The organism is Streptomyces sp. NPDC055955 (assembly GCF_042270245.1).
GTDB lineage: Bacteria > Actinomycetota > Actinomycetes > Streptomycetales > Streptomycetaceae > Streptomyces.
In genome coordinates this window covers 527651-551731 of the sequence record NZ_JBHJYS010000004.1, presented here as the reverse complement: position 1 = coordinate 551731, position 24081 = coordinate 527651, and the positions used below count along the sequence as shown (strand labels likewise).

Annotated in this window: 19 protein-coding genes and 1 pseudogene; 3 read left to right on the top strand and 17 right to left on the bottom strand. The window is 71.5% G+C overall.

Going from position 1 to position 24081, the window contains the following annotated elements:
* Positions 1–339, top strand: a pseudogene (locus ACFC96_RS11065) (hypothetical protein); the annotation flags it as partial.
* A 531-nt stretch (positions 340–870) separates the two neighbouring features.
* Here ACFC96_RS11065 and ACFC96_RS11060 read toward each other — a convergent pair.
* Complete coding sequence (locus ACFC96_RS11060; protein ID WP_376226491.1) at positions 871–1206, bottom strand: cupin domain-containing protein; 336 nt, start codon at positions 1204–1206, stop codon at positions 871–873.
* A gap of 71 nt (positions 1207–1277) precedes the next feature.
* Between ACFC96_RS11060 and ACFC96_RS11055 the strand changes: the two genes are divergently transcribed.
* Together ACFC96_RS11055 and ACFC96_RS11050 are read left to right on the top strand one after the other, a co-directional pair.
* Complete coding sequence (locus ACFC96_RS11055; RefSeq protein ID WP_376611558.1) at positions 1278–2219, top strand: GlxA family transcriptional regulator; 942 nt, start codon at positions 1278–1280, stop codon at positions 2217–2219.
* Positions 2220–2637: 418 nt separating this feature from the next.
* Positions 2638–3312, top strand: a complete 675-nt coding sequence (locus ACFC96_RS11050) for a phosphatase PAP2 family protein (RefSeq protein WP_376611556.1) — start codon at positions 2638–2640, stop codon at positions 3310–3312.
* A gap of 17 nt (positions 3313–3329) precedes the next feature.
* On the opposite strand, the gene ACFC96_RS11045 is transcribed toward ACFC96_RS11050, so the two are convergent.
* The 16 genes from ACFC96_RS11045 to asnB all read right to left on the bottom strand — a co-directional run bounded on the left by ACFC96_RS11045 (position 3330) and on the right by asnB (position 24078).
* A complete protein-coding gene (locus ACFC96_RS11045) occupies positions 3330–4685 on the bottom strand; it encodes a glutamate-1-semialdehyde 2,1-aminomutase (protein WP_376611554.1) in 1356 nt (451 codons plus the stop codon).
* Positions 4686–4692: 7 nt separating this feature from the next.
* On the bottom strand, positions 4693–5244 hold the full coding sequence (gene rfbC, locus ACFC96_RS11040) for a dTDP-4-dehydrorhamnose 3,5-epimerase (protein ID WP_340459599.1): 552 nt from the start codon (positions 5242–5244) through the stop codon (positions 4693–4695).
* Complete coding sequence (locus ACFC96_RS11035; protein WP_376259564.1) at positions 5241–6473, bottom strand: polysaccharide pyruvyl transferase family protein; 1233 nt, start codon at positions 6471–6473, stop codon at positions 5241–5243. Before ACFC96_RS11035 ends, rfbC begins: the two co-directional genes overlap by 4 nt.
* Positions 6470–7417: a glycosyltransferase family 2 protein gene (locus tag ACFC96_RS11030; RefSeq protein WP_376611552.1), complete on the bottom strand. Its 948-nt coding sequence runs from the start codon at positions 7415–7417 to the stop codon at positions 6470–6472. The genes ACFC96_RS11035 and ACFC96_RS11030 overlap by 4 nt, the downstream gene beginning before the upstream one ends.
* Positions 7414–8709 carry a hypothetical protein gene (locus ACFC96_RS11025; protein ID WP_376611550.1) on the bottom strand — a complete coding sequence of 432 codons (1296 nt, stop codon included), beginning with the start codon at positions 8707–8709 and terminating at the stop codon, positions 7414–7416. The genes ACFC96_RS11030 and ACFC96_RS11025 overlap by 4 nt, the downstream gene beginning before the upstream one ends.
* Positions 8706–10004: a DUF4910 domain-containing protein gene (locus tag ACFC96_RS11020; protein ID WP_376611548.1), complete on the bottom strand. Its 1299-nt coding sequence runs from the start codon at positions 10002–10004 to the stop codon at positions 8706–8708. The genes ACFC96_RS11025 and ACFC96_RS11020 overlap by 4 nt, the downstream gene beginning before the upstream one ends.
* Positions 10001–11026: an SDR family oxidoreductase gene (locus ACFC96_RS11015; protein WP_340458791.1), complete on the bottom strand. Its 1026-nt coding sequence runs from the start codon at positions 11024–11026 to the stop codon at positions 10001–10003. Before ACFC96_RS11015 ends, ACFC96_RS11020 begins: the two co-directional genes overlap by 4 nt.
* A 3-nt stretch (positions 11027–11029) precedes the next feature.
* Complete coding sequence (locus tag ACFC96_RS11010; RefSeq protein WP_376611546.1) at positions 11030–11677, bottom strand: PIG-L deacetylase family protein; 648 nt, start codon at positions 11675–11677, stop codon at positions 11030–11032.
* The gene (locus ACFC96_RS11005; RefSeq protein ID WP_376259554.1) at positions 11674–12468 is read right to left on the bottom strand and encodes a glucose-1-phosphate cytidylyltransferase; all 795 of its coding nucleotides are present in this window, start codon (positions 12466–12468) and stop codon (positions 11674–11676) included. The genes ACFC96_RS11010 and ACFC96_RS11005 overlap by 4 nt, the downstream gene beginning before the upstream one ends.
* A complete protein-coding gene (locus ACFC96_RS11000; protein WP_376611544.1) occupies positions 12465–13700 on the bottom strand; it encodes a class I SAM-dependent methyltransferase in 1236 nt (411 codons plus the stop codon). The genes ACFC96_RS11005 and ACFC96_RS11000 overlap by 4 nt, the downstream gene beginning before the upstream one ends.
* Entirely contained in the window at positions 13697–14938 is a 1242-nt protein-coding gene (locus ACFC96_RS10995; protein WP_376611543.1) for a glycosyltransferase, read from the bottom strand. Before ACFC96_RS10995 ends, ACFC96_RS11000 begins: the two co-directional genes overlap by 4 nt.
* A 2-nt stretch (positions 14939–14940) precedes the next feature.
* Entirely contained in the window at positions 14941–16245 is a 1305-nt protein-coding gene (locus ACFC96_RS10990; protein ID WP_340458785.1) for an O-antigen ligase domain-containing protein, read from the bottom strand.
* A 1-nt stretch (position 16246) separates the two neighbouring features.
* Positions 16247–17707 (bottom strand): right-handed parallel beta-helix repeat-containing protein, encoded by a 1461-nt coding sequence (locus ACFC96_RS10985; RefSeq protein ID WP_376611577.1) that lies wholly within the window; start codon positions 17705–17707, stop codon positions 16247–16249.
* Between the two features lie 268 nt (positions 17708–17975).
* A complete protein-coding gene (locus ACFC96_RS10980; protein WP_376611542.1) occupies positions 17976–19934 on the bottom strand; it encodes an alginate lyase family protein in 1959 nt (652 codons plus the stop codon).
* On the bottom strand, positions 19931–22114 hold the full coding sequence (locus ACFC96_RS10975) for a bi-domain-containing oxidoreductase (protein WP_376611540.1): 2184 nt from the start codon (positions 22112–22114) through the stop codon (positions 19931–19933). Before ACFC96_RS10975 ends, ACFC96_RS10980 begins: the two co-directional genes overlap by 4 nt.
* Positions 22115–22143: 29 nt before the next feature.
* Positions 22144–24078, bottom strand: a complete 1935-nt coding sequence (gene asnB, locus ACFC96_RS10970) for an asparagine synthase (glutamine-hydrolyzing) (RefSeq protein ID WP_376611538.1) — start codon at positions 24076–24078, stop codon at positions 22144–22146.
* Between the last annotated feature and the right edge of the window lie 3 nt (positions 24079–24081).

The following is a 24081-nucleotide window of genomic DNA, read 5'->3' as shown; positions in this document are numbered from 1 at the left end:
GACCACGAACGTGACCTGCCGGGCCCGCACTACGCGCCCCAGGGCTGCCTCGCGGAGATCGCCGCGCTGAGCGACGGCTGGGGCGGCTGTGCCACGGCCACGGGAAAGATCATCTGGTTCTCCCGCCGCGCCCGCCTCGGCGAGCGCGCCCCGCTGGTTCCCGCCGGACCCGCGCCGCACATCAACGAGGCACTCGAGATGCCGCGCGAGGTGCTGATCCCGGCGTTCGCTGGCTCAGCGGTCACGGAGCCGCTCGTGGCCGCCGCCCCGGCGGCCCGCGCACGCGAGCCCCACGTGTCCGTCCCCCGCAGCGTGGTACGCCCCACACCGGCGATGTGACATCAGCACCACCGCGCCCCGTTCGGGGCGCGTCGCACCGGGCCGCGGCCTGCTACGGCAGCCGCGGCCCGGCGGCGTGTCAGCACGGCGGCACCCGAGAGCCCGGAGCACGACAGACCAGGTGCGAACGGCGCGGACCCCGTTCGGTGGCTGAGCGCACTTCGCAGGAACGAGGCATCCCCATGGGACGGAACGGCATCACCGGCTCGGCCACCCCATTTCGACGAGCAATTCCGCTGCTCCCAGGCCGAGTTCATGACGACGAGGCCGGGGCGCCCGTCAGTTCCTGTTCGCCTGCGCCCAGGCGCCGGACAAGCAGGCTGTCGCCACCGGGACCATTGCCACGATGCGGATGAATGCGCTGCGTGGGGTGTCGGACCTCCGAAGATGATCCGCCGCAGGAAGCGACGGCACGGCGTCCACGGGCAGCGGCACCGTCACCTTCGAGATCGGGAGGGACCATCCGCAGACCCCGAACCGCTGTAGGCGTGTTCGCCTGGCCCCCGATGGGGCCCGCGACCCGGCGGACCGCTAGCCCTGTGGGTAGAAGAGGAACAGTGTGCAGCCGACGGTGGTCGAGGGGACGTGCCACGACCCGGCCGGGGCGTGCAGGAACGTGCCGGCGGGGTAGTCGCGTGCTCCGTCGTTGAAGGTGCCGGACACCACGTAGACCTCCTCCGGGCCGGGCTCGTGGATGTCTCGGCGCGGCCAGGAGGTGCCCGCGTCCATCTCCAGCACATTGGCGTGCGCGCCACCCGGTCCCCGCCACAGGGGACGTAGCCGGATCCCGGGGAACAGCTCGCGGACCGGGCTTTCATCGACAGAGACGGAGGTGTAGCCCGCCTGCGCAAGGATCTCGGGGTGCATGCCCCCAACGGTGCCGTGCGTCGGTCGCGGCAGACAGAGTCTGCGATGACAGCGTGGGGTACTTTCTTGCCATGCATCGCGTGGTAGCCCTGGTCCGGTCGGCGCAGCCGGCGTTCGAGCTCGGCTGCGCGGTCGAGGTCTTCGGTACGAAACGGCCAGGGATACCCCAGCACTACGCATTCGAACTGTGCACGGAGACGCCCGGCCCGGTGCCGACCACGGGCGGCTACGTGATGTCCGTGTCGCAGGGCCTTTCCGCGCTCACGACCGCGGACACCGTGATCCTCCCGGGCTGGCTGCCGGTGGAGGAGCCGCTCTCCGATCCCGTGCGCCGCGCACTGCTGCGGGCGCACGCCCGCGGGGCGCGGCTGGTCACGATCTGTTCCGGAGTGTTCGCGCTGGCCGGCACGGGACTGTTGGACGGCCGCGCGGCCACCACGCACTGGGCGCGCGCCGAACAGCTGCGGCGCGAGTTCCCCCGGGTGCGGGTGGAGCCGGACAAGCTGTACGTGGACCACGGTGACGTCGCCACCAGCGCCGGCGCGGGCGCGGGGTTCGACCTCTGCCTGCACCTGGTACGGAACGATCACGGAGCCGCGTATGCCGGCCTGCTCGCAAGGCACATGGTTCTGCCGCCGCATCGCGAGGTCGGCCGGACGCCGTGCGCGCCTCCCTCGGCGGGGGAGGCGCTGAACGGCCTGTCCGAGTGGGCCGATGAGCGCCTCGGAACGCCGTTGTCCGTAGGCGACTTGGCCGCGCACCTCGGTGTCTCGACCCGCACCCTGGCCCGGCGCTTCGCCGACCGGCTCGGCACAAGTCCTGGTGCGTGGATCCTGTCCCGCAAGGTGGCCGCGGCACGCAACTTGCTGGAGGAGACCGACCTGCCGGTCGAGGCGATCGCGACGCGTGTCGGTCTCGCCTCCGCGGTCAACCTGCGCCGCCGCTTCCGCGCTCAGACAGGCACCACCCCGGGCGCCTACCGGCAGGAGTTCCGGAACCCTCGGTCCGGGTGACGCGGCGGTGAACGTCCTGGAGGACGATGGCATCCGGTCCAGGCGGCGCTCGTAACGGCTTCCCCGATGATGCGGACCCAGGAGCGGAGCAAGCCTGCTGGAGGCGCGACCGAGCCAGGCGTCTCCGCAGATCAGCAGCGGGCGCAGTCGTGTGCCGGAGGTAGACCACAAACCTGTTGGCGTCGCAGTCGGCACGGTGGCTCGGCTTCTTCCAAGGGCCCGAACAACGGCTCAAAAGAAGGCGTCTGACCAGCTCTCGTACTCACTAGGCGCCTCCTCCCTTTAACTCCGTTATTTCCTTGCGGAGTTGCTTTGACACGGCTCGTACATCTCCGTACGCCAAGATGGTGTATCTGGCCTGAGGGAAGCTACACGACGGGGGCTCGCGTTGGATCGCCTGGCAGGAGCGGAACTGGAAGTGACCGGGCGGCCGGCGCCCGCGGTGCTGCCCCCTTCGCTGCGCGCGTGGCTGGGGCTGATCGCGACCCTTGCCGCGGTGGTGGTCGTGGTGCTCGGGGTCTTGTACGCCGGCCACGACGAGTCCGGCACGGTTGACAATTGGATCGTCCAGCCGACGGCGGACAGTGTCCGGCCGCCTTGGCGGCACGTCGCCGTGGTCGTGGACTTCCTGGGGGAACCCGCGGGCGCAGCGGCGCTGGTCGGGGCCATCGTGGTGGGCTGCCTGCTGCTTCGGCGTGCTCGCGCAACGGTGTTCGTCGTCGCCGGGGTCGGCGTCACCGTGGGGACGACGAGGCTGCTCAAGTCGCTGGTGGGGCGCACCATCCACGGCGAGAGCAACCTGTCCTATCCAAGCGGGCACACCGCCTTCGCCACCGCGCTCGCCCTCGTGATGACGCTGCTGGCGACCGGCCGGCTCGGCGCCGGCAGGGCGGCCAGGACGGTGCTCGTGCTCTCCACGGCGCTGGTCGCCGGCGCCGTGATGGGCTGGGCCGAGGTCGCCCTGGGCGCGCACTACCCCACCGACGCCCTCGGCGGCTGGTGCACCGCGATGGCGGTCGTACCGGCGACAGCGTGGCTGGTCGACCGGGCAGCCGACAGCAGGGCCGACGCCGGTCGGCGAGAGTGGCGCTGACAGCACGTCACGTGTCGTCAGGCCAAGCGGCGGAATACCGGCTTCACTGGTCGGCCGGCCATCCAGGGAGTGGGGTCGGCGGCGTCCAGCGCCTTCCGGTACACCGCACATGCCTGGGCCACCACATCGACGGTGCGGTCGATGTCGGCGTCGCTGAGCGCGCTGCTCACCACGAACGACGGGGCGAGCACCCCACCCGCGAGGAGTTGGCGCAGGAACAGGGTGCGGTACCGCTGTGACGGCTGCCCGTTCTCGTCGAGGGTGGCGAAGACCAGGTTGCTGGCCCGGCCCCGGACGACGACGTGGTCGCCGACCCCCATGGTCGCCGCGGCGTGGCGCACACCGGCGGCCAACTGCTCGCCGAGGGCGTGGAGTCGCGCGGTGATGCCCTCCTCGACGTAGGTGGTCTGCACGGCCGCCGCGGCTGCCAGGGAGTGCGTTTCCGCACCGTGTGTGGTGGACAGCAGGAACACCCGGTCGCCGGAGTGACGCAGCCCGCCCCACTCCATCAGGTCGCGGCGTCCGGCCAGCGCGGAGACGGCGAACCCGTTGCCCAGGGCCTTGCCGAAGGTGGAGAGGTCGGGGACGACGCCGTACAGGCCCTGGGCGCCCGCCTCGGACCAGCGGAGGCCGGTGATCATCTCATCGAAGATCAGTACGCAGCCGTGCCGGTCGGCCAGCTCGCGCAGGCCCGCGAGGTAGGCGGGAGTGGGGTCTTCGCTGCCAGGGCCACGTCGAGAGCTTGGGGTGGGCCCGGCAGGTTCGAGGATCAGGCAGGCGATCTCGCCCCGGTACCGGGTCAGCAGCTCCTCCGTGGCGGCCAGCTCCCCGTACGGGAACGCCACGGTGAGCTCGGTGGTCGCCGCCGGAATGCCGGCCGACATCGGTGTGGTGCCGATGAACCAGTCGTCGACGGAGAAGAAGGGATGGTCGCCACAGACGGCCACCCGCGGGCGGCCGGTGACGGCGCGGGCGAGGCGCACCGCGGAGGTGGTGACGTCGGAGCCGTTCTTCGCGAACTTCACCATCTCGGCGGTCGGCACCGTGGCCAGGAAGCGTTCCGCGGCCTCGACCTCCACGATGGACGGCCGGACGAAGTTGCTGCCGCGGTCGAGTTCCCGCCGCACCGCCTCGATCACGCGCGGGTGGGCGTGGCCGAGGCTGACCGACCGCAGGCCCGAGCCGTACTCGATGTAGCGGTTGCCGTCGATGTCCCACACGTGGGCACCGCTGCCGTGACTGATGACCGGGGCCAGGTGCTCGGGGTACTGGTCGTCGCCTTTGGCGTAGGTGTGCGCGCCCCCGGGGATCATGGCGTGCAGCCGCTCGTTCGCCATCCGCGACCGGGGCAGGAGGAACTCTTCGGTGTCCACGCCGACTTCAGCTCTCTTTCTGCTTCAGGACCTCGGCGAGGCTCGGCGCCTCGCGGTCCCGCTGGGACATCGACGTGGCCGGCAGCGGCCAGGGAATGGCGAGCTCCGGGTCGTCGAAGGCGATCGTCACGTCCTCGGCCGGATCGTGTGGGCGGTCGATCCGGTACGAGGTGTCGGCGGTTTCGGTCAGCGCCTGGAAGCCGTGGGCGCACCCCGCCGGGATGTACAGGGTCGCCTGTGTCTCTCCGGACAGCTCGAAGAAGGCCCGGCCCAGGTAGGTCGGCGACTCGGGCCGCAGGTCGACGACGACGTCGAAGACCTTCCCGTACGAGCACCGCACCAGCTTGGCCTCGCCCGCGCCGGAGCGCAGGTGCAGGCCGCGCAGCACGCCCCGGACCGAGCGGGACAGGCTGTCCTGGACGAAGGCGTCCGGGTCGAGGCCCACCGAGCGGACCACGTCGGCGTCGAAGGTGCGGCAGAAGAAGCCGCGCTCGTCGGCGTACGGGGTCGGCTCGAAGAGGTACGCGCCGTCGATCGCCGGGACTTCGGTCGCCTTCATGGAGCCTCCCGCAGGGTGTGGGTCTGGTCGGTCGCCGGGAACAGGGCTGCCGTCAAGGCGGTGAACTGGTGCTCCAGGCGCTGAGCCGCGTCCTGGTTGCGCTCGGCGAGGGTCCGCCGCAGCTCCGCCGAGCACTCCTCCAGGGCCCGGAACTGTTCCAGCAGCCGGTCGGCGTCCATGGCGCGCGCCGGGTGGCAGTACGCGCCGAGCCCCATCCGGGCCATGAGCGCGTCGCTCTTCGCCGCATAACTGAGGGCGAGCGTCGGTACGCCGGTCTTCAGCGCGCAGATCAGGTTGTGGTACCGGGCCGCCACCACGGTGTCGGCAGCCACCATCTCCTTCATCAGATCGGCCAGTGAGGTCGCCTCGGCAGCGGTGACCAGATGCGAGTCCACCGCGGCGAGGATCGCGGCGACCACCGACGCGTCGCTGTCGTCACCGGTGAGCAGCCGGACAGGCCTGCCCTCCTCGGCCAGGGTGCGGACGAACCGTATCGTCCCGTCGAGGTAGCGCCGGTGGATCTCCTGTGCCCGGGCGCGGTCGTCATTGCCGCCGTGGTAGTCCATGACTCCGACACAGACCGGGCCCGGCGGGCCTGAGGGCATGCTCGCGATCGGCCCCGGCAGGGCGAACGCGAGGTCCGGGTAGACCTCGTCGCGCGCGGTGTCCACGCCCATCGCCCGCATCGCGTCGCGGGACTGGGCGTCCCGGTAGGACCGGTACGTGGCCAGCCGCGCCGACCAGCGCACCAGGGCCCGTGTGGGCCGGTTGCCGATCGATGCGGCGCCGACGCTGACCAGCGCGACCCGGGTGCGCAGCAGCCGGCCACTCGCGCAGAGCAGGAACAGCGAGTACGGAAAGCCCCACGGCCGCAGCGGCAGCGTGGCTTCCAGAACCCCCATGCCCGGCACGATCACCACGTCGTGCCGGCGCACCCAGGCAGCGGTGCGGAAGACGTCGACGAGTTTGCCAAGACCCTTCGCCGCGATCGCACCCGCACGCGAGGCCGTCCGGTACTCCCCGCGGTACCAGTGCAGCCGCGTCGCGGGTATCCCGTACCGGGCCGCGACCGCCTCGGGTCCGCCGCACAGCGCGTCCACGGCCGCCTTCGGATGCTCGGCGCGGAGGTACCCGAGCACGGCCTCGAGCGACCCGTCGTTGCCGAGGTTGCCGGAACCGAGCAGGCCGAACACCCCGACGCGCACCGGGGTTTCGTCCTCCGGCGTCATGCCTGCCTCCCTTCGCGGCCGGCGACGAGGGCGTCGACGGACACGGTGAGCTGGGCCGGGTCGACCGGGGCGCGGTCCTCGACCCGCTCGCCGGCGCCGGGCCGGACCCGGCTGGTCATCCACGCGGCCAGGTGGCCGTAGCACGCGCGCCGGTCCGCCGGGGTCAGCGGCGCCCGCCGGATCGCCGCGACGAAACCCCACAGGTACTCGGCGAGCAGCCGGGGCGTGGGGTGCAACGGGCCTGACCGGCGCGGGTCCAGGTTGACGCACCGAGAGCGTTTGGACGGGTTCGCCCGCTCGGCGCGGGTGGGGTGGTCGCGGCGGAAGTACAGCATCTCCGGCACCTGGTGGAAGGGCCCGTGCAGGGTGATCTCCGCGACGAACGTGCGGTCCGCGTGGTGATAGCTGTCGAGCGGCTTCACCCGGCGCAGCATGTCGACCCGCATCACCCCGTAGAAGTCGTCGCCGCCGGGCTCGAACAGCAGACTGCGGAAGCGCTCCGGCACATGCTGCGAGTCGGTGGCGAGCCCGTACTCGTAGGGGACCTTCAGCCGGCCGTCGCTGTCGATGACGGCCTGGCCGGAGTGCGCGAGGATCACGTCGGGCCGCTCGTCCAGCGCCTCCACACACCGCCGCAACAGATCCCGGCCGTACAGGTCGTCGTGCGAGGCCCACTTGAACAGTTCGCCGCGGCACTCGGCGAACACACGGTTGTGGTTCGGTGTGGCGCCGATGTTCCTGGGCAGCCGGAGGTACCGGATGCGCGGGTCCAGCGCGGCGTACCGGCGGCAGATGTCCTGGGTGCCGTCGGTCGAGGCGTTGTCGGAGATGACCAGCTCGAAGTCCTCGTAGGTCTGGCCGAGCAGGGCGTCGAGCGACTCGGCCAGGTACTCCTCGCCGTTGTACACGGGCAGGCCGATGCTCAGCCTGGGGTGGGGGGTCATGAAGTCCTCACTTCGGGAGTGGAGTTGTGGTGGCGCTCGCGCAACGCGGACCGCAGGTGCAACCACCACACGGCCGACCCGCTGACGGTCGCTGCGGCGACGCCCCAGGCCGAGCCGACCGTGCCGGCGACGGCCGCCCCGCCGAGTCCGCCGCCGACGTAACAGGCGGAGGCGAACAACTGGCTGCGCAGGCTGCGCCGGGCCGCGCCCAGCGCGCGCAGCCCCGCCGCCGCGCCGGTGCCGAGGCCTGAGCCCGCGACGCTGAGCGTGACCGGCACGATGAGCTGTGCGGCGGAGTGCCAGACGCCGCCGAGCACGAGGTCGCCGAGCCGCTCCGGCATCAGCAGCAGCGCCCCGCCCCAGAGCAGCGCGGCAACGGCTTGCCCGCCCCCCAGCAGGAGGCAGAAGTGGCCGAGTCGGTGCGGAGCGCGCCGGAGCACCCGTGCGGCCTCCGGGACGGTGACCAGCGAAAGACCCATCAGCACAGCGAGGAACGGGCCGAGCAGCAGCTCGGCGCCACGGACCGCACCCACCGCGCCGACTCCGACGATCGCGCCGAGCCCGTACGCCCGCAGCTGGCTCGCGCCGCTGAGGCTGACGTTCTCGACGAGGTACCGGTAGCCGAGATCGCGCTGCTCACGGAGCCATCCGCGCGCTCCGGTCAGTTGGGGACGGATACCGGACTGGAGGCAGCCGTACCCCGCGGCCACCGTGGCGGACGCGCCCCAGGCGAGCACGAAGGCGGCCACGGTGCCCACGTGGGCCGCCACGACCAGGGCGGGGACGAGCGCGACGCCCCACACGAGGTCGTTGACGAACGCCTTCCGCCCGGTGCCGGCGGCGAAGAACGAGAACCGCCATGCGTCCTGCAAGAGCAGCCCCGGCAGCATGACCCCGAGGCAGGCGAACGCGGTGCCCACGCGGCCGCCGAGGACAAGGCCGACCACCACGGCCGCGGTGCCGAGCGCGGCACCGACGCCGAGCGCGGTACCCGACGACCGGGCCACCGCCCCGCGCCAGGACGCGTCCGGCACGCCGCTGAAGCGCACGACGAGCGGGTCGGTGGCGAGGCCGCGGGAGACGTTGAGCACCACGCCGTAGGTCACCCAGGCCAGGCTGAACACGCCGAACGCGGTCACCCCCAGCGAGCGGGCCACGTAGATCCCCACCACGAAGTTGCTCAGGCTGGAGGCAGCCTGGTCCGCCAGTCCCCAGGACAGCCGGCCCACGAGGGCCCGCCGGGCGGACCCGGCCGGTGTCGACGTCTGCCTGTCGGTGGTCATCGGCGTCATGCCTTGATCAGCCCGGCGCCGTGCAGGGCGTCGGCCGCGCCGGCCACGGCGCTGAACGGAAGCCCGGACCGCTCGGCGACGTCCAGCAGGCTGTGCTCGCCGTCGGACAGGCTGAGCACCCAGAGCATGGCCATCTGGGCCTGCTTGGTGTCGCTGCGGCCGCCGAGCGCGTCGTACAGCCCCCGCCGGCCCAGCTGTGGTTCGCCGTAGGGGCTGAGGTTGACGTACCGCCGGTTGCGGTCGAGGACGCCGAACGCCTCACGGCAGACGGCGAGGGTGTCCGCCATCGCCTCCGGGGAGACGAAGTCCGGGTTGTCCGCCGAGGTGTGGTATTCGGGGTACCCGGCGTACGGGGTCCGGCTGAGCGAGCCGACGCCGAGGTCGAATCCGGGCGAGCAGTACTGCCGCTCGTCGTAGCCGTACGGAGTGAACTCGGCGACGTGGTGCGGGCGTTCGGAGGCAGCCAGGACGTGGCGCATCACCCGGTCGATCTCCGCGTCGCCGCGCCTGCTCTGCTTGTACGTCAGCTGTCCCGAGTCACCGGCGCAGGCCAGTACGAGGCCGTGCTTGACCCGCTCGATCCGCTCCGCGTTGCGGGCCAGCCAGGTGATCGCCCCGATGGTGCCGGGCGCGAAAATGAACCGGTAGGTGTAGTACGGCGTCCGCTGCGCCAGCGTCCGGGCCAGGTAGGTCGCCACCGCGATGCCCGCCAGATTGTCGTTGGCCAGCGAGGGGTGGCACACGTGGCAGGAGACGATCACCTCGTCGGAGACCTGCCCCGGGACGACATGCTCGGCGTAGGTGAGGTGGCCGTCGGCGAGGGTGGAGTCGACGCGCACCTCGTAGTCGCCGTCCGGCATCGCGTCCAGGGTCTCCTGGGCCAGGCAGAACCCCCATTCCGGCTTGTAGTAACTGGTGCGGTACGGCACCCAGTTCGGGTGCTCCGGCAAGGTGTGCAGGTGATCACGCAGCTCGGCCAGCGGCATGGTCGCCGACACCGGCACGCTGTAGCCGAGGACGTGCAGGCTGGACGCGGCGAAGTCGACGATCCGGTTGCCCTCGGCGTCGGCGACGTACGCGTCGCGGATGTTCCACTCCTGCGGCACCGTCCAGTCGAGGACCTGCGTCCCGGTCGGCACCTCGTGCACCCGCAGCGGAACGTACTCGCCGATGATGTCCAGGGTGGCGCGCACCCCGTCGCCGGTGATGCTCCGGCACAGCGGGTACAGCCGCTCCACCAGCGCATGCATCTGAGCGCCCGCAGTGGTCGTCGTCTGCGTGTCGGCCGCGGTCATCGGCGCCACCGCAGGGTGTCGTCGACGGCTCCGGCGTCGGACGCCGCGCGCAGCACGGCGAGGCGGGTGAAGCGTCGCTCGAAGTCCTCCCGGGTCAGCCCGAACGTCCGGTAGGCGTCGGCGAGTTCGAGCGCGCCCTGCTTCACCGTCCATTCGCAGTCGAAGCCGGGGATCGCGGCGCGGAAGCGGGAGAAGTCCACTCGGTACGACCGCGGATCGGCACCGGTCTCCCCCGTGATCACGACCTTCGAGCCGGGCACCGCCGCGGCGACCTCCTCGGCGATCTCGGCGACCGTGACGTTGTTGATCTCACTGCCGATGTTGAACGCCCGGTCGTGCACGGCTTCGCGCGGCGCGGTCAGCGCGGCCGTGAAGGCCCGTGCGATGTCGGCGGCGTGCACCAGCGGGCGCCAGGGGGTGCCGTCGGAGAGCACAAGCACCTCGCCGGACAGGAGCGCGTGACCCACCAGGTTGTTCAGGACGATGTCGGCGCGCAGCCGCGGCGAGTAGCCGAAGGCGGTGGCATTGCGCATGTACACGGGGGTGAAGTCGCCGTCGGCCAGGGCGTGCAGGTCGTCCTCCACCCGCACCTTGGACTCCGCGTACGGGGTCACCGGCCGTAGCGGGGCGTCCTCGGTGACCAGGTCGCTGCCACCGGCGGCGCCGTAGACGGAGCAGGTCGACGCGTACAGGAAGCGTCGTACCCCGGCGTCGCGGGCCAGCCGGGCGAGGCGTACGGACGCGTGGTGGTTGATGTCGTAGGTGAGCTCCGGGGCGAGGGATCCCAGCGGGTCGTTGGAGAGCGCGGCGAGGTGGATCACGGCGTCCACCCCGGCCACGTGGTCCGCCGTGACATCGCGCAGGTCCACCCGCGGTCCGTGCGGGTCCGCGGGCTGCGGGCCGAGGAGGCAGTCGGCGAACAGGCCGGCGTCGAGACCGACGACCTCGTGTCCGGCGGCCGTGAGTACCGGGGCCATGACGGTGCCCAGGTATCCCTGGTGTCCGGTGAGCAGTACGCGCAAGGTTCAGTCCCCCAGGTCGAGAGTGAGTTTGGTGACGGCGAACGCCTCGGCGTAGCGCGCGTGGCATTCGATGCCTCGGATCCGCGCGAGACCGAGGAAGGCCTCCCGGTCGTACCAGGGCCGGTGCCGCTGGGAGGGGTAGTGCTCCTGCAGCAGCCGCACCTTTTGCTCGGCGACCTCCGGGGACAGCGGCTGGTACGCCGCCGGGCGGCCGAGATCGCCGTCCCACTTGACGATCTCGTAGCCGAGTACGAGGTGGTCGCGGAACGCGGTGGGCATCAACTGCGCCAGGCCGCGGTGATCCTGGTGCGCGTCGTCGGTGCGCGGGGCCAGGATCAGATCCGGCTCGGTCTGCCCGCGCAGCTCCTCGACCGCGGCCTTGGCCTCGTCCCAGTGCACGGGCATCCGGCCGTCCGGCAGCTTGAGCACGGTGAGGCGCAGGTCGGCGTCCGGGCAGAAGGCGGCGAGCGCGGCCCGCTCCTCCTGCTCCCGCTCGCTGCCGCCGCCGGAGAGCACCAGCGCGTCGACGCGCAGACCCGGGCGCGCGAGGCACAGCGTCAGCAGCGTGCCGCCGGCGCCGATGGCGATGTCGTCGCAGTGCGCGCCCACCGCGACGATCCGCTCCAGGGGCCCGGCCCCGAGCCGGATCACGCGCTCACCCCGGCGCTGTCCCGCTCCCACACGGCCCACGGGCGGTCGCCCCGGGCGTAGGCCTCGTCGAGCGCGGCCCGTTCCTTCACGGTGTCGGTCGGCTTCCAGAAGCCCCGGTGCTGGTGCGCCACAAGACGGCCCTGCTTGGCCAGTCGGGCGCATCCGTCGGCGACCAGGTCCCCGTTCTCCGGTAGGTGGTCGAAGACCTCCTGGCGGAGCACGAAGTAGCCGCCGTTCTCCCACAGCGGCATGTCGCTCACCGCCGTGATGCCCCCCACCAGGCCGTCCTCGCCCAGATCCACGCAGTGGAACGAGGACTGCGGCGGCACCACCATCATCGACGCCCCGGCATCACGCCGGGCGAACCGGTCGATCATCTCCGGCAGCGGGGCGTCGGTCAGTACGTCGGCGTAGTTGGCGAGGAACATCTCGTCGCCGTCCAGATGGTGCCGCACCCGGCGCAGCCGCTCCCCGATCGGTGACTCGATGCCGGTCTGCGCGAACGTGATCGTCCAGTCCGAGATGTCGGTGGAGAGCAGCTCGGTCCGCCCGCCCCGCAGGACGAAGTCGTTGGACGTCGTCTCCTCGTAGTTGAGGAAGAAGTTCTTGATGTGGTGCGCCCCGTATCCGAGGCACAGGATGAACTCCTTGTGCCCGAAGTGCGCGTAGTAGCGCATGACATGCCAGATCAGCGGTCGCGGGCCGACCATCGCCATCGGCTTGGGCACGTCGTCGGCGGCGCCGCTGCGCATCCGCATCCCGTACCCGCCGCAGAACAGTACGACCTTCATGATGTGCCCTCGACAATGCTCAGTTCCGGGATGGGAAAGACAAGGCGGCCGCCCCACTCGTGCACGTAGGACAGCTGCTCGACCAGCTCGGCCCGCAGGTTCCACGGGAGGACGAGGACGTAGTCCGGTCTGTCCGCGGCGATCTGCTCGGGCGGCAGGATCGGGATGCGGGTGCCGGGGGTGAACCTGCCGTGCTTGTACGGGTTGCGGTCGACCGTGTACGCGAGCAGGTCGGGCCGGATGCCGCAGTGGTTGAGCAGGGTGTTGCCCTTGCCCGGGGCGCCGTAGCCGACGACCGTCTCGCCGCGCTCGGCCGCCTCGACGAGGAACTTCAGGAGGTCCCGGCGCACCTTGGCCACCCGGGCGGAGAACTCGGTGTACCCGGACAGCTCCTGCAGCCCGGCGGCCTTCTCCCGGTCCAGCACGTCGGCCACCGACTCGGTGGGTTCGCCGGCCACCTCGGCCGGCCGGGCCCACAGCCGGATGGAACCGCCGTGCGTGGGCAGCAGCTCGACGTCGACGAGCGTGAGTCCGCCGCTGGCCAGGGCCCGGATCGCGGACGCGACCGTGTAGTACTGGAAGTGCTCGTGGTAGATCGTGTCGTACTGGTTGTCCTCGATCAGGGTCAGCAGGTGCTGCACCTCGATGGAGACCCACCCGTCGTCGGCGACCAGGGCGCGCAGCCCCTGGGTGAACCCGACCACGTCGGGGATGTGCGCGTACACGTTGTTCGCCACGACCAGGTCCGCCGGGCCGTGCTCGGCACGGACGCCCGAGCCGGTCTCCGGGTCCAGGAACGCCGTGAGCGTGGGCACACCCGCGTCCCGCGCCGCTGCGCCGACGTTCACCGACGGCTCGATGCCGAGGCAGCGGATCCCCCGGTCCACCACGTGCCTCAGCAGGTATCCGTCGTTGCTCGCGACCTCGACCACGAAGGCGTCGGAGCCGAGCCCCACCCGCTGTACGGCGTCGCCGACGAACGTGCGCGCGTGCTCCACCCAGGAGGTCGAGAAGGAGGAGAAGTAGGCGTACTCGCTGAACGTCTCCTCCGGCGTGATCAGCGGCGGGATCTGCGCGAGCCAGCAGTCGGTGCAGACCCGCAGGTGCAGCGGGTACGCGGGCTCCGCCTCGTCCAGTCGGTCCGCGGCGAGAAAGCTCTCACACGGCGGGGTCGCCCCCAGATCGACGACGCTCGCCAGCGTCGCCGAGCCGCAGAGTCGGCATCGTGTCATCTACTGTCCCCATCCCCCCTGTTCGCGCGGGTGTCCCCACCGCGAACCTGTGCTGACCGACCCGCGATCGCGGTGCGGTACTCCTCCACCAGGCGCTCGAGGCCGACGGCCGGGCTGAAGCCCTGCTCGTATCGGCGCCGGGCCGCCCGGCCCATCTCCTGGTTGCGGTCCGGATCGGCAGCGGTCCGTCGTATGCAGGACGCGAGCGAGGCGGGCTCGCCCGGCCGGTGCAGCAGCCCGGTCACGCCGTCGTCGACGAGTTCGACGAAGGCGCCATGACCGGCGGCGACGGTCGGGACCCCGGCCGCCATCGCCTCCACGACCACCAGGCCGAACGCCTCCAGCCACGTCGAGGGAGCCACCACGGCGACCGACCGCGCGACGGCCTGACGGCACTGGTCCGGGTCGTACAGGCCGACGAAGCGCACGTCGTCCCGGCCCGCCGCCCAGGCGGTCACCTCTGCCTCCAGCGGCCCCGCTCCGGCGATGACGAGCGGCACCCCCACACCCCCGTCCGCGGCGAGCTCGTCCCACGCGGCCATCAGCAGCCGCACGCCCTTGGCCTCCGCGAGCCTGCCGAGATAGAGCACATGCTCGCCGGCCCCCTCGCGGCAAGTACCCGGGTCCGGCACGAAGTTGTGCTTCACCGCCAGCCGCTCGGCCGGCATGCCGGCCCGCACCAGGACATCACGCTGCGCCGCCGAGATGCAGAAGAACCGCTGCACGCCGGACCACCACCGCCGCCGGTTGACCGACAGGCTGACCGCGAGCGGGACCGTCGCCAGACGGGAACTCCGGTAGCAGCCGTGCCGGACGGCGGGCAGCGGCGTCGACCCGACGCACTCGGTGCAGGGCCGGCCGTCCCGCTGCAGCGTGCCCGGCGGGCAGACCTGGGTGTAGTTGTGCAGCGTGGCGACGACGGGCACTCCTGCGTCGGCGCAGGCGGCCAGGACCGCGGGCGACAGGAGCGGGAAGACGTTGTGGACGTGCACCACGTCCGGCCGCTCGGCACGAAGCCGGGCGGCGAGCTCCGTGCGGACCGCCGGGTTCCACGGCACGAGCAGCGGCACCGCGGCCTTGCCGAGCAGGGACCGGGCGGCGATGTCGTCGCTGCGCCTCTCGAACACCTCGACCCGGTGGCCGGCCGCGCGCAGCAGCTCCACCTCCTGGTCGACGACCTTGTTCTCCCCGCTCGGCTGCGCCGAGCCGTAGTGGTTGTGCACCACGAGGACGTGCATGGTCAGGACACCTCCGATCTCCGGGCCCACCGTGGGACGCGTTGTCGAGGGGCTGTGGGCGTCGGGAGCGCGGGTGCCGTGGCGGGTGCGGCCAGCAGTGAGGCGGCCACGGCCAGATGCAGGAGATACGGCGAGGCGTCGCCGAGGCCGGCTTCGGTGTACGACGCGATGGCGCAGTAGCTGATCAGGAAGATCGCGCAGGCCCTCTGCAGCGACGGTGGCCGCAGCAGCGCGACGCCGCCCAGCACGATGATGACCGCCGCCACCAGGGCGACGCCGGTCAGACCCTGTTCCTGGTAGACGGCCAGCCAGCTGTTGTCGATGGGCAGCCCGTCGAACGACTTGTCGCCCAGGCCCATGCCGAACAGTTGCTCCGTGGTCGTCCGGGGCGCTGCGAGCAGGGCGTCCCAGACCTTGGCCCGACCGGTGAGGTTGGAAAAGTTCTCCTGGCTCTGTCCGCGCAGGAACCACGTGTGGAGCGCGGAGGCGAACCCCACCGCGGCCACGACTGCGCACAGCACCGCCCAGGTGAAGAACCGCCGGGCCGGGGCGCTGGTCAGGAGGAGCGAGCCGATCGCCAACACCAGCCCGATGACCAGGCCGAGCGTGGCCGTACGGGTATGGGTCAGCGCGAGCAGGACGAGTGACGGCACGATGACCACCGCCGCGCTGACCCTGTCGGTGCGGCGTCCGAGGAGGAGCAGGACGGTGAGCCCGATGATCACGGCTGCGTACTGTCCGATCTGCGGCGGGGTGAGCGGCCACAGCGCGCCGACAAGGCGCCCTCCGTAGAGGTCGGGCAGGGCGGCGCCCGGTGAGACGACCAGGCCGGCGGCCACCGACCCGAGCACCGCGAAATACATCCGGATGTGGTGGCGTACGAGCGTCAGGCCGCCGTCCCACCAGCGGCTGAGCAACCACAGCGTGCCGATGAAGAGAGCAAGCCGGGCGCAGCGGAACAGCGCGCCGAACCCGGACTGCATGTCCACGCTGGAGATCACGCTCGGCACCAGCAGCAGGGTGAGCAGCAACACGAAGGCGCTCGGGCGGATGCGCAGCCGGAGATTGAGTGCGAGCGCCAGCGCGAACGCGACCACCAGCGCGCCCATGGTGACCATCTGGATGAGGGAGCGGGGCAGCGGAATGACGGTCTCCGCCCCGGCGGAGCCGAGCGTGTTGAGGACCAGCAATCCCCAGATGGTCCCGACGAGCTTCGGTGTCCCGGCCGGGCCTCGCTCGGCGCCGGGCGGCGTGTCCGCCGCGTCCGGTCCGCCCGGCAGTGCGCCGCGCCGCAGGTCGTTGCTCATCTCAACCACCGGCCCGTGGGTCGAGGGTGCTGCCCGCGTCCTGCTGGTACGGCGTGCCTTGCCACTGCCCGAAGTCGAGCACCTGGCTCGGGTCGTGGGCGACGAACTGCCACGGTCCGAGATAGACGTTGTCGTGCCAGCGGTTGTGCTGCTGCGTGGTGATCGCGTCGGCCACCCGCTTGCCCTGGTAGGGCGACCAGTCCGGATAGGTGCCGTAGTTGGCGAGGACCGCCATGCGGTCGCACTTCACCGTGCACTTGAGGACGGCCTTGTCCAGCACGAAGCGGTTGTCGTGGATGTCCACCCGCTGGGTCTTCCAACGGCAGTCGGCGTAGAGCGGTGCTCTGGCGATCGCCGGCTTCGCGCACCGGCCGGTCTTCGGCACCAGCAATGTGCAGTCACCGGACGAGGTGTTGGCCGGGCTGTTGCAGAACCGGTCGGCGTTCTCCCACAGGGTGATCCCCGACCAGTTGTTCTCCAGCACGTTCCGATAGATCTCGATCTTGTTGGTGCGGGCCTTGATCCGTGGTTCGCCGCCGGACTCGGACAGGTAGACGGTCGCGTACGGGAACGTGTCTCCCTTCTTGGCCTCTCTGCGGCCCTCGACCCAGTTGTTGCGCCGAATCGTGTTGTTCCGGATGACCGCGTTGTAGCTGGTCTCGTAGATCAGCGCGGCACCGTCGTTGGCCTCGAGCACGTTGTTCTCGATCCGGAAGTCGTTGTTGTTGGTGTCCGCCCACAACCCCGTTCCGCGGTTGTCGTGCACCCAGTTGCCGCGTACGTCGGCGCCGTCGACAGCCCAGAACTTGATGCCTCCGGTGCAGCCGCAGCCCTCCTTGCGCCGCTCCCAGTCGCCGGTGTTGTTGCCCACGATCTCGTTGTCCTCGACGACCAGGTCGCGCAGCGCGCCGCCGCCCTTGTACGCGTTCATGCCGTACTGACCGTTGTCGCGCAGGCAGTTGGCACGCGTCTGCTGGCGGGCACCGGCCATCAGCCCGGCGCCGGAGTTGTCCTGGATCGTCGCGTGCTCGATCACCCACCCGTCGGCCGAGTCGTGGTTGACCACGCCCTCGTCGAGGGGCGCCACGAACCGCTGAACGGTCAGATGGCGGATGGTGACGTTGCGGGCGGTGCCGCCGAATGCGTACTGGTTCTTCTTCCGGCCGTCGAGCACCGCGCCCGGCGCACCGAGGTAGCGGTCCCCCTCCTTGGGGATGACCTGGGCGAACCGGTCCGGGTCGAGCCGGTGCTTGCCCGGTCGGAGCCAGAACGTGGTGTTCGGGGGGCTCTTCTTGGTCTTGGCCGCCAGATCACCGACCACGGCGGGGTCGACCGTCACCGCGCCCGCCGGCGCCTTCGCCGGCCCGGCCGTGGGCTTGTCGCACACCCGGGCCACGGACCGGGCCGCGGACGTCGCGGACGCGGAGGGCGCGGCCTTCGACTCCGCCTCGGCTCCCGGCATGCTGTCACAGCCGGTCGCCGCCAGCAGGACCAGTGCCAGCGCCGCCAAGGCCCAGTGTCGCTTCCTGATCCCCGCGCGTCCCCCTGGGCCCCTTGTTCCGGACCTTGCCGAAGTCGCGGGCCCCGGCACACGCGTCTTCGAACGCGTCGTCTGTTGCCGACGCTTCACGTGGTCGCTCTTCTCCGCCTTGCAGTTGCACACATCAGTCCCCGCTCGCCTGCACCGATCCATTCCGTCCCTCCTCTCCAGCCTGATCCGTCGAAGGTCCCTAACCGCGGAACCTGAGTACGGTGGTGAACCCCTCCACGCCGTCGGCGAAGCCGGTGCCGACCAGGGTGGTGGTGGGTTCCTTGCGCCCGAATCCGGCGGAGTACCAGCCCAGCGGCGGGTCGGTCTCGCCGCGATGCGCCCGCCAGCTCAGCTGTTCGGGCAGGTCGAGCGTCGCGGAGCGCCCCTCGCCGTCCCGGATCCAGGTGAGCACCGCCCTGTTCCCCACCAGGTCCGTGGCGATCGCCGGGCCGAGGTGGAACGCCAGGCGCACGTCCCGGCGCGGGCCGCGCACCTCGTCGATCACCTTCAACTCCTGTTCTGCAGGCGACAGTTCCACCCGTCGGCGGTGCACGGAGCTCTCGTAACCGTCGTGCTCGGCGGACCAGCGGGACACACCCTCGTCGGATGCGTCCGCGACGAGGACACGGCTGCGGGCGTGCCGCGTCCACAGGAACGGGCCGCCGGACACGGACTGGTCGCCGCCGTCCACCTGCAGGGTGTTGTGGCCGAGGGTCGACCGGAAGTACCGCCGCCACTCGGGCTGTCCGTGGTAGCAGAACGTCCCGGGGTCGGCGAGCACGTCGACCCCGTCGTGCCGCACCTCCACGGACAGTGCGTCCGCGTGGGCGTGGGCGGCGATGGACAGGAAGCCGTGCGGGCCGCCGTCGCAGCGGCACCAGATCTCTCCCGCACCGCGCAGAATGGTCATGCCCGCGTCGGCGAAGTGGGCCGGCCGGCTCGCCGGGCGGATCACGGCCGGTGCGGTGTCGTTCTTCGCGTACGGCCGGATGAGCCCGGCCAGCAGTGGGGTGCGCGCATCGGTGCCGGTCACCGCCGGCCACCAGGCGAGCCGGCCGAACACGGCCTCCCCGGTCGCCAGCAGGGAGGCCCAGCGGTCCGTGCCCGATCCGTCCACGACCAGACCGTGACCGTCGTCCGCGTCCCCTTGGCGCGGCGGCCGCAGCCGGCTGTCCACGACGGCCGCGAGCGCGTCGGTCATCCGCAGCAGCACGAGACGGACGGACGCGGGGACCGGCACGCCGGCGGCATCCGCCTCGGCCAGCGCGGCCAGGCCGAGCTCCAGCACAAGTCCGTGATACTCGGTGGCCAGTTCCCGGTTGAGGCCGGAGAGGAAGGTGTTGCTGCGCAGATGCCGGTCCAGCGACCGCAGCGCGCCGGCTCGCCACCCCGCCGAAGAGGGGAACCACCCGAACGCGCAGGCCGCGGCGAACTGCCCGGCGGCCTCGGCGATGACGTGGTTGTTCGCCGAGGATCCCCGGCTGGGGAAGGCGGCCAGCCAGCGCTGGTGGTGCCAGATCTGGTTCAGGGCCTGCGGGTTGCCCTCGAACAGGTCGGCCGCGCCGGGCCAGCCGTCGAGCAGCCTGCGGATCCACACCCAGGACAGCAGCCGGATGCCGAGCTCGATGCCGCTGATCCAGTGCACACCGCGCAGCGGTGGGTTGGCCGCCCACCACGACCGCAGGTGCTCGGCAACCCGCTCGGCGTACCGCTCGTTCCCGGTGATCGCGTAGGCGGCGGCGAGCACGGTGAGGTACTGGTGCCGGGACAGCTCCCAGATCTGCTTGATGTCCCCGACCGCGTCCTCGTTCCGGTACGGCACGTCGAAGGCGTAGCCCGAGGGAGCCCGGAGCCCGGTCTTCGGGTCGCGCCACCAGTCCGGGTCGATCAGGTCGTCGCGCACCACCCCGAAGTACTGGACGTGCCCGTCCATCAGCCGGTCCGCCTCGGCGACGAGACGTTTCGCGGCGTCCGGAGCCACTGAGGCGATCGTCCCTGCGGGCAGGACCGCGGTGAACCGGGCGCCGGTCACGCTCGGGCAGGTCGGCCGCGCCGACCGCCACCGCCTCCTGCGCACCGCGTCGCCCGCCCGGGCGCCGATCTCCCGCGGTCCCATCCGGGAAAGGCGCCGCAGGTACCAGCCCGCGCTCATGGTCATCGCGTCCTCGCCAACGTCACCGGCGCGCCGCCGGCGAGGCCGGCCTGCACGGCGAGCGTGGCAGCCGTGGTGGCGACCAGCGAGTCCAGCGGCACGGGCATCGGTCCGCCGGTGCGCACGGCTTTGATGAACGCGGCCAGCTCGGCGTTCTGGCCCTTGTCCCGCGCCTTGGGCAGCCGCGAACTGACCCACCGCTTGGGGCCGTGGACCGAGGCACGGACGAAGTCGTCGAGCCGCAGCACCTTGCCGTCCGCGACAAGGTCCAGCGTCTCCTTGGGGAAGCTGGGCGCGCCGGTGGTGACGTAGCTGACGGTGGCGGTGGAACCGTCCGGGTAGCGCAGCACGACCTGCAGGTCGTCGTTCCCGGACGTGGCGACCGCGTACACCGAGACCGGGTCGGCCCCGATGAGCCAGCTCGCCGTGTCGATGAAGTGTCCGCCCTCGCCGGCGAACCGCGAGCCCTCGGTGCCCTGTTGGAGGTACCAGCTGCCCTGCTGCAGCCGGCCCGCGTTGACCAGGTAGCGCAGGTTCGCCGGACCGGTCCGGGCGCCGAACCGCTTCCTGGCCTCGTTCAGCAACGGCGCGAACCGGCGATTGAAGCCCACCTGAAGCCGGTCGTTGCCGGACTCCTCCACCGCCGCGAGTACACCCGCCAGGTCGTCCTCGGTGAGGGCCAAGGGCTTCTCCACGAAAACCGCCTTGCCGGCGAGGAGCGCCTCACGGGTCAGCTCGGCGTGCGAGCTGTGCCGGGTGACCACGAACACCGCGTCGATGGACTTGTCGCCGAGCACCGCGTCGAGATCGGTGGTCGCCTCGGCGAAGCCGAACTTCCGCTGCGCGTTGGCCCCGGACAGCGCCGTCGTGGTGACGACCGTCGACAGCTCGACGCCATCGCGCTGTGCCAGGTGCGGCAGCAGCATCGACGTCGCGTAGTTTCCCGCGCCGACGAACGCGAGGCGTACCGGCGCCTTGGCGGACCGGGCCGGGGTGGGCACGCCGCCGCTGCGTGGCTTGACCACGGGCACGGCCACCGCCGGGGCCTTTGCCTCCCCCGCGTGCTCGGCGTACCGGAACAGCACGGCCACGGCCTTCAGGTCGCCGTCCTTGAGGCTCTGGTACGTCTCGACGGCGTCGTCGAAGTCGGCGATGTGGGAGACCAAGGGCTCCACGTCGACCCTGCCGCGGGCGACGAGATCGAGGAAGCACTCCAGGTTGCGGCGCTCGGTCCAGCGCACATAGCCGATCGGGTAGTCCCGTCCCTCGAGTTCGTACGCGGGGTCGTAGCGCCCGGGGCCGTAACTGCGCGAGAACCGGACGTCGAGCTCTTTCTCGTAGTAGGCGTTCCACGGCAGGTCCAGGCGGCATTTCCCGATGTCGACGACGCGGCCACGGTCCCGGCTCAACCGGGCGGCCAGCTCGACGGGCTGGTTGCTGCCGCCGCCGGCGGCCAGGTACACCTGGTCCACCCCGTGACCGCCGGTGAGTTCGGCGACGGCGGCTTCCACGGCCGCGGACGCGGGGTCGCCGCAGGCCGCGGCGCCCAGGCGCTCGGCGAGCTCGCAGCGCGCCGGGTCGGGATCGACCCCGACGACGCGGACTCCGGAGGCGGCGAGAAGCTGCACGACCAACTGCCCGATCAGCCCGAGGCCGATGACGAGAGCCACCTCGCCGAGTTGTGGCTCGCCGCGGCGGACGCCCTGCATCGCGATCGAGCCGACGGTACCGAAGGCCGCGTGCCGCGACGCGAGCCCGTCCGGCACCCGGGCGTACAGGTTCTTCGGCACCCAGTTCAGCTCGGCGTGCAGCGCGTGCTCGTTGCCGGCGCAGGCCACGACGTCGCCGACCGCCACGTCGTCGATCCCGGTGCCGACCTGCTCGACCACCCCGCACAGCGAGTACCCCAGCGGCGTGTAGGAGTCCAGCTTGCCCATCACCTTGCGGTAGGTGGCGGGCACCCCGTTGGTGGCCACGCTCTGCACGACCTTGGCCACCTGGTCCGGCCGGGAACGGGCCTTGCCCAGCATCGACATGCCGGCCTCGGACACCTTCATGAGCTCGGTTCCGGTGGAAATCAGCGAGTAGGCGGTGCGCACCAGCACACCGCCCGGCTTGCAGCCCGGCACCGGCACGTCGAGCACCGCCAGCTCGCCGCTCTTGTAGTTCTGCACAACCTGCTTCACGCAAAGTCCCCTTGTTTCTACGTCGTCTTCTACGCGGTCGGGCGAGCGCTCCGGCCGGACCCGGAGGCCGCGCCGCGATACCAGTACTCGAGCGTCAGCACGTGCCACAGATGCTTGGAGAAGTCCCGCTGCCCGGCGGCGTCCTCGGCGACCATGCGCGCCAGGGCGTCGCGGCGCAGGAGCCCTGAACCGACGAGCACGCCGTCGTGCACCACCTCGCGCACCAGCGGTGCCAGATCCCGGCTCATCCACGCGCGCAGTGGGGCGCTGAACAGGCCCTTCGGCCGGTACACGATCTCCCGGGGCAGGATCGAGGTCGCCGCCTCCTTGAGGACGGCCTTGCCCTGTCGTCCGACGATCTTGCGGTCGCCGGGCACGGCGAACGCCGCCCTGACCACTTCGACGTCCACGTACGGCACCCGCACCTCGGTCGAGGCGGCCATGCTCGACCGGTCGGTGTAGGCGAGATTCAGCCCAGGCAGGAACATCCGGGCGTCACCCAGGCACATGCGGTTGACGAAGTCGTCGAGGTCGTTGTCCTGGTAGATGTCCGCGTGCTCGGTCAGCACGTCCTCGACCGTCCCGGCCAGGTCCGGATCGACCAGGGCGAGCAGCTCGTCCCGGTCGTACATCGTGTAGCTGCGCCGGAACGCCGTCTCCTCCGGCAGGTCGGCGAAGGAGAGGAACCGCTTCGCGAAGCGCACCGACCGGTAGCCCCGGCGGGCCGTGGCGACCGGCAGCCGGTCCACGGCGGCTGACACACCGCGCCGCAGGGGGCGTGGGACGCGCTGGTAGCGCAGCGCGAGCAGGTTGGCCAGGTGCTTGCGGTACCCGGCGAACAGCTCGTCGGCGCCCATCCCCGAGAGCATCACCTTGACGCCGGCCTCGCGGGCGGCCGAGCAGATCAGGAACGTGTTGATCGCGGCGGGGTCGCCGATCGGCTCGTCCAGGTGGTACGTCATCTGCGGCAGCAGGTCGAGCACGTTCGGGGCGATCTCGATCTCGTGCAGGTCGACGCCGAACCGCTTCGCCACCTGCCGGGCGTAGCGCAGGTCGTCGGGCATCGCCTCGAACTTGGCGTCCTCGGCGCGGAATCCGATCGTGTAGGCGGAGATCCCGGGCTGGTGGCGGGCCGCAAGGGCGGTCAGATAGCTGGAGTCCAGGCCGCCGGAGAGGAACGTCGCCACGGGTACGTCGGAGAGCAGGTGCAGCCGGGTCGACTCCTCGACGACGGCGGCCAGGTCCGGCTGCTCGCCGCTGCGCGCCCGCTCCCGGCCCTCGGCGGCGACATCCTTCAGGTTCCAGAACCGGCCGCGCTCCACCCGGCCGTCGGGCCGGCACTTCAGCCAGCTCCCCGGCGGCAGCTTCTCCGCCTCCCGGAACGCGCACCGCGAGTCCGGCACCCAGTAGTAGAGGAGCGAGGCCACCAGCGCCGCGTGGTCCACCTCCAGGGAACCGCCGGTGGCGGCGGCGAGCGCCTTGAGTTCGGAGGCGAACACCAGGCCCGGACCGCGCCGGAGCAGGAACAGCGGTTTGATGCCCAACTGGTCGCGGACAAGCACCAGTTCACCGGTGCGTTCGTCGAAGATCCCGAACGCGAACATGCCGCGCAGCCGGGGCAGGCAGTCCGTGCCCCAGCGCCGCCAGGCCTCGAGGACCACCTCGGTGTCGGAGGTGCCGCGGAAGCGCACCCCGGCGGCCGACAGCTCGGCACGCAGTTCGGGCGCGTTGTACAGCTCACCGTTGTAGGTGAGGGCGAGACCGTCCGAGACCATCGGCTGGGCGCCGGTCTCGGACAGGTCGATGATGGACAACCGGCGGTGCCCCAGGTGCACTTCGCCGTCGCCGACGGGGTGACCGTAGCGGCCCGACCCGTCGGGACCGCGGTGGGCGAGGGTATCGGTGAGCCGGTCGGTCACGGCCTTCCCGTCCGGCCATCGATACGTGCCTGCGATGCCACACATGTC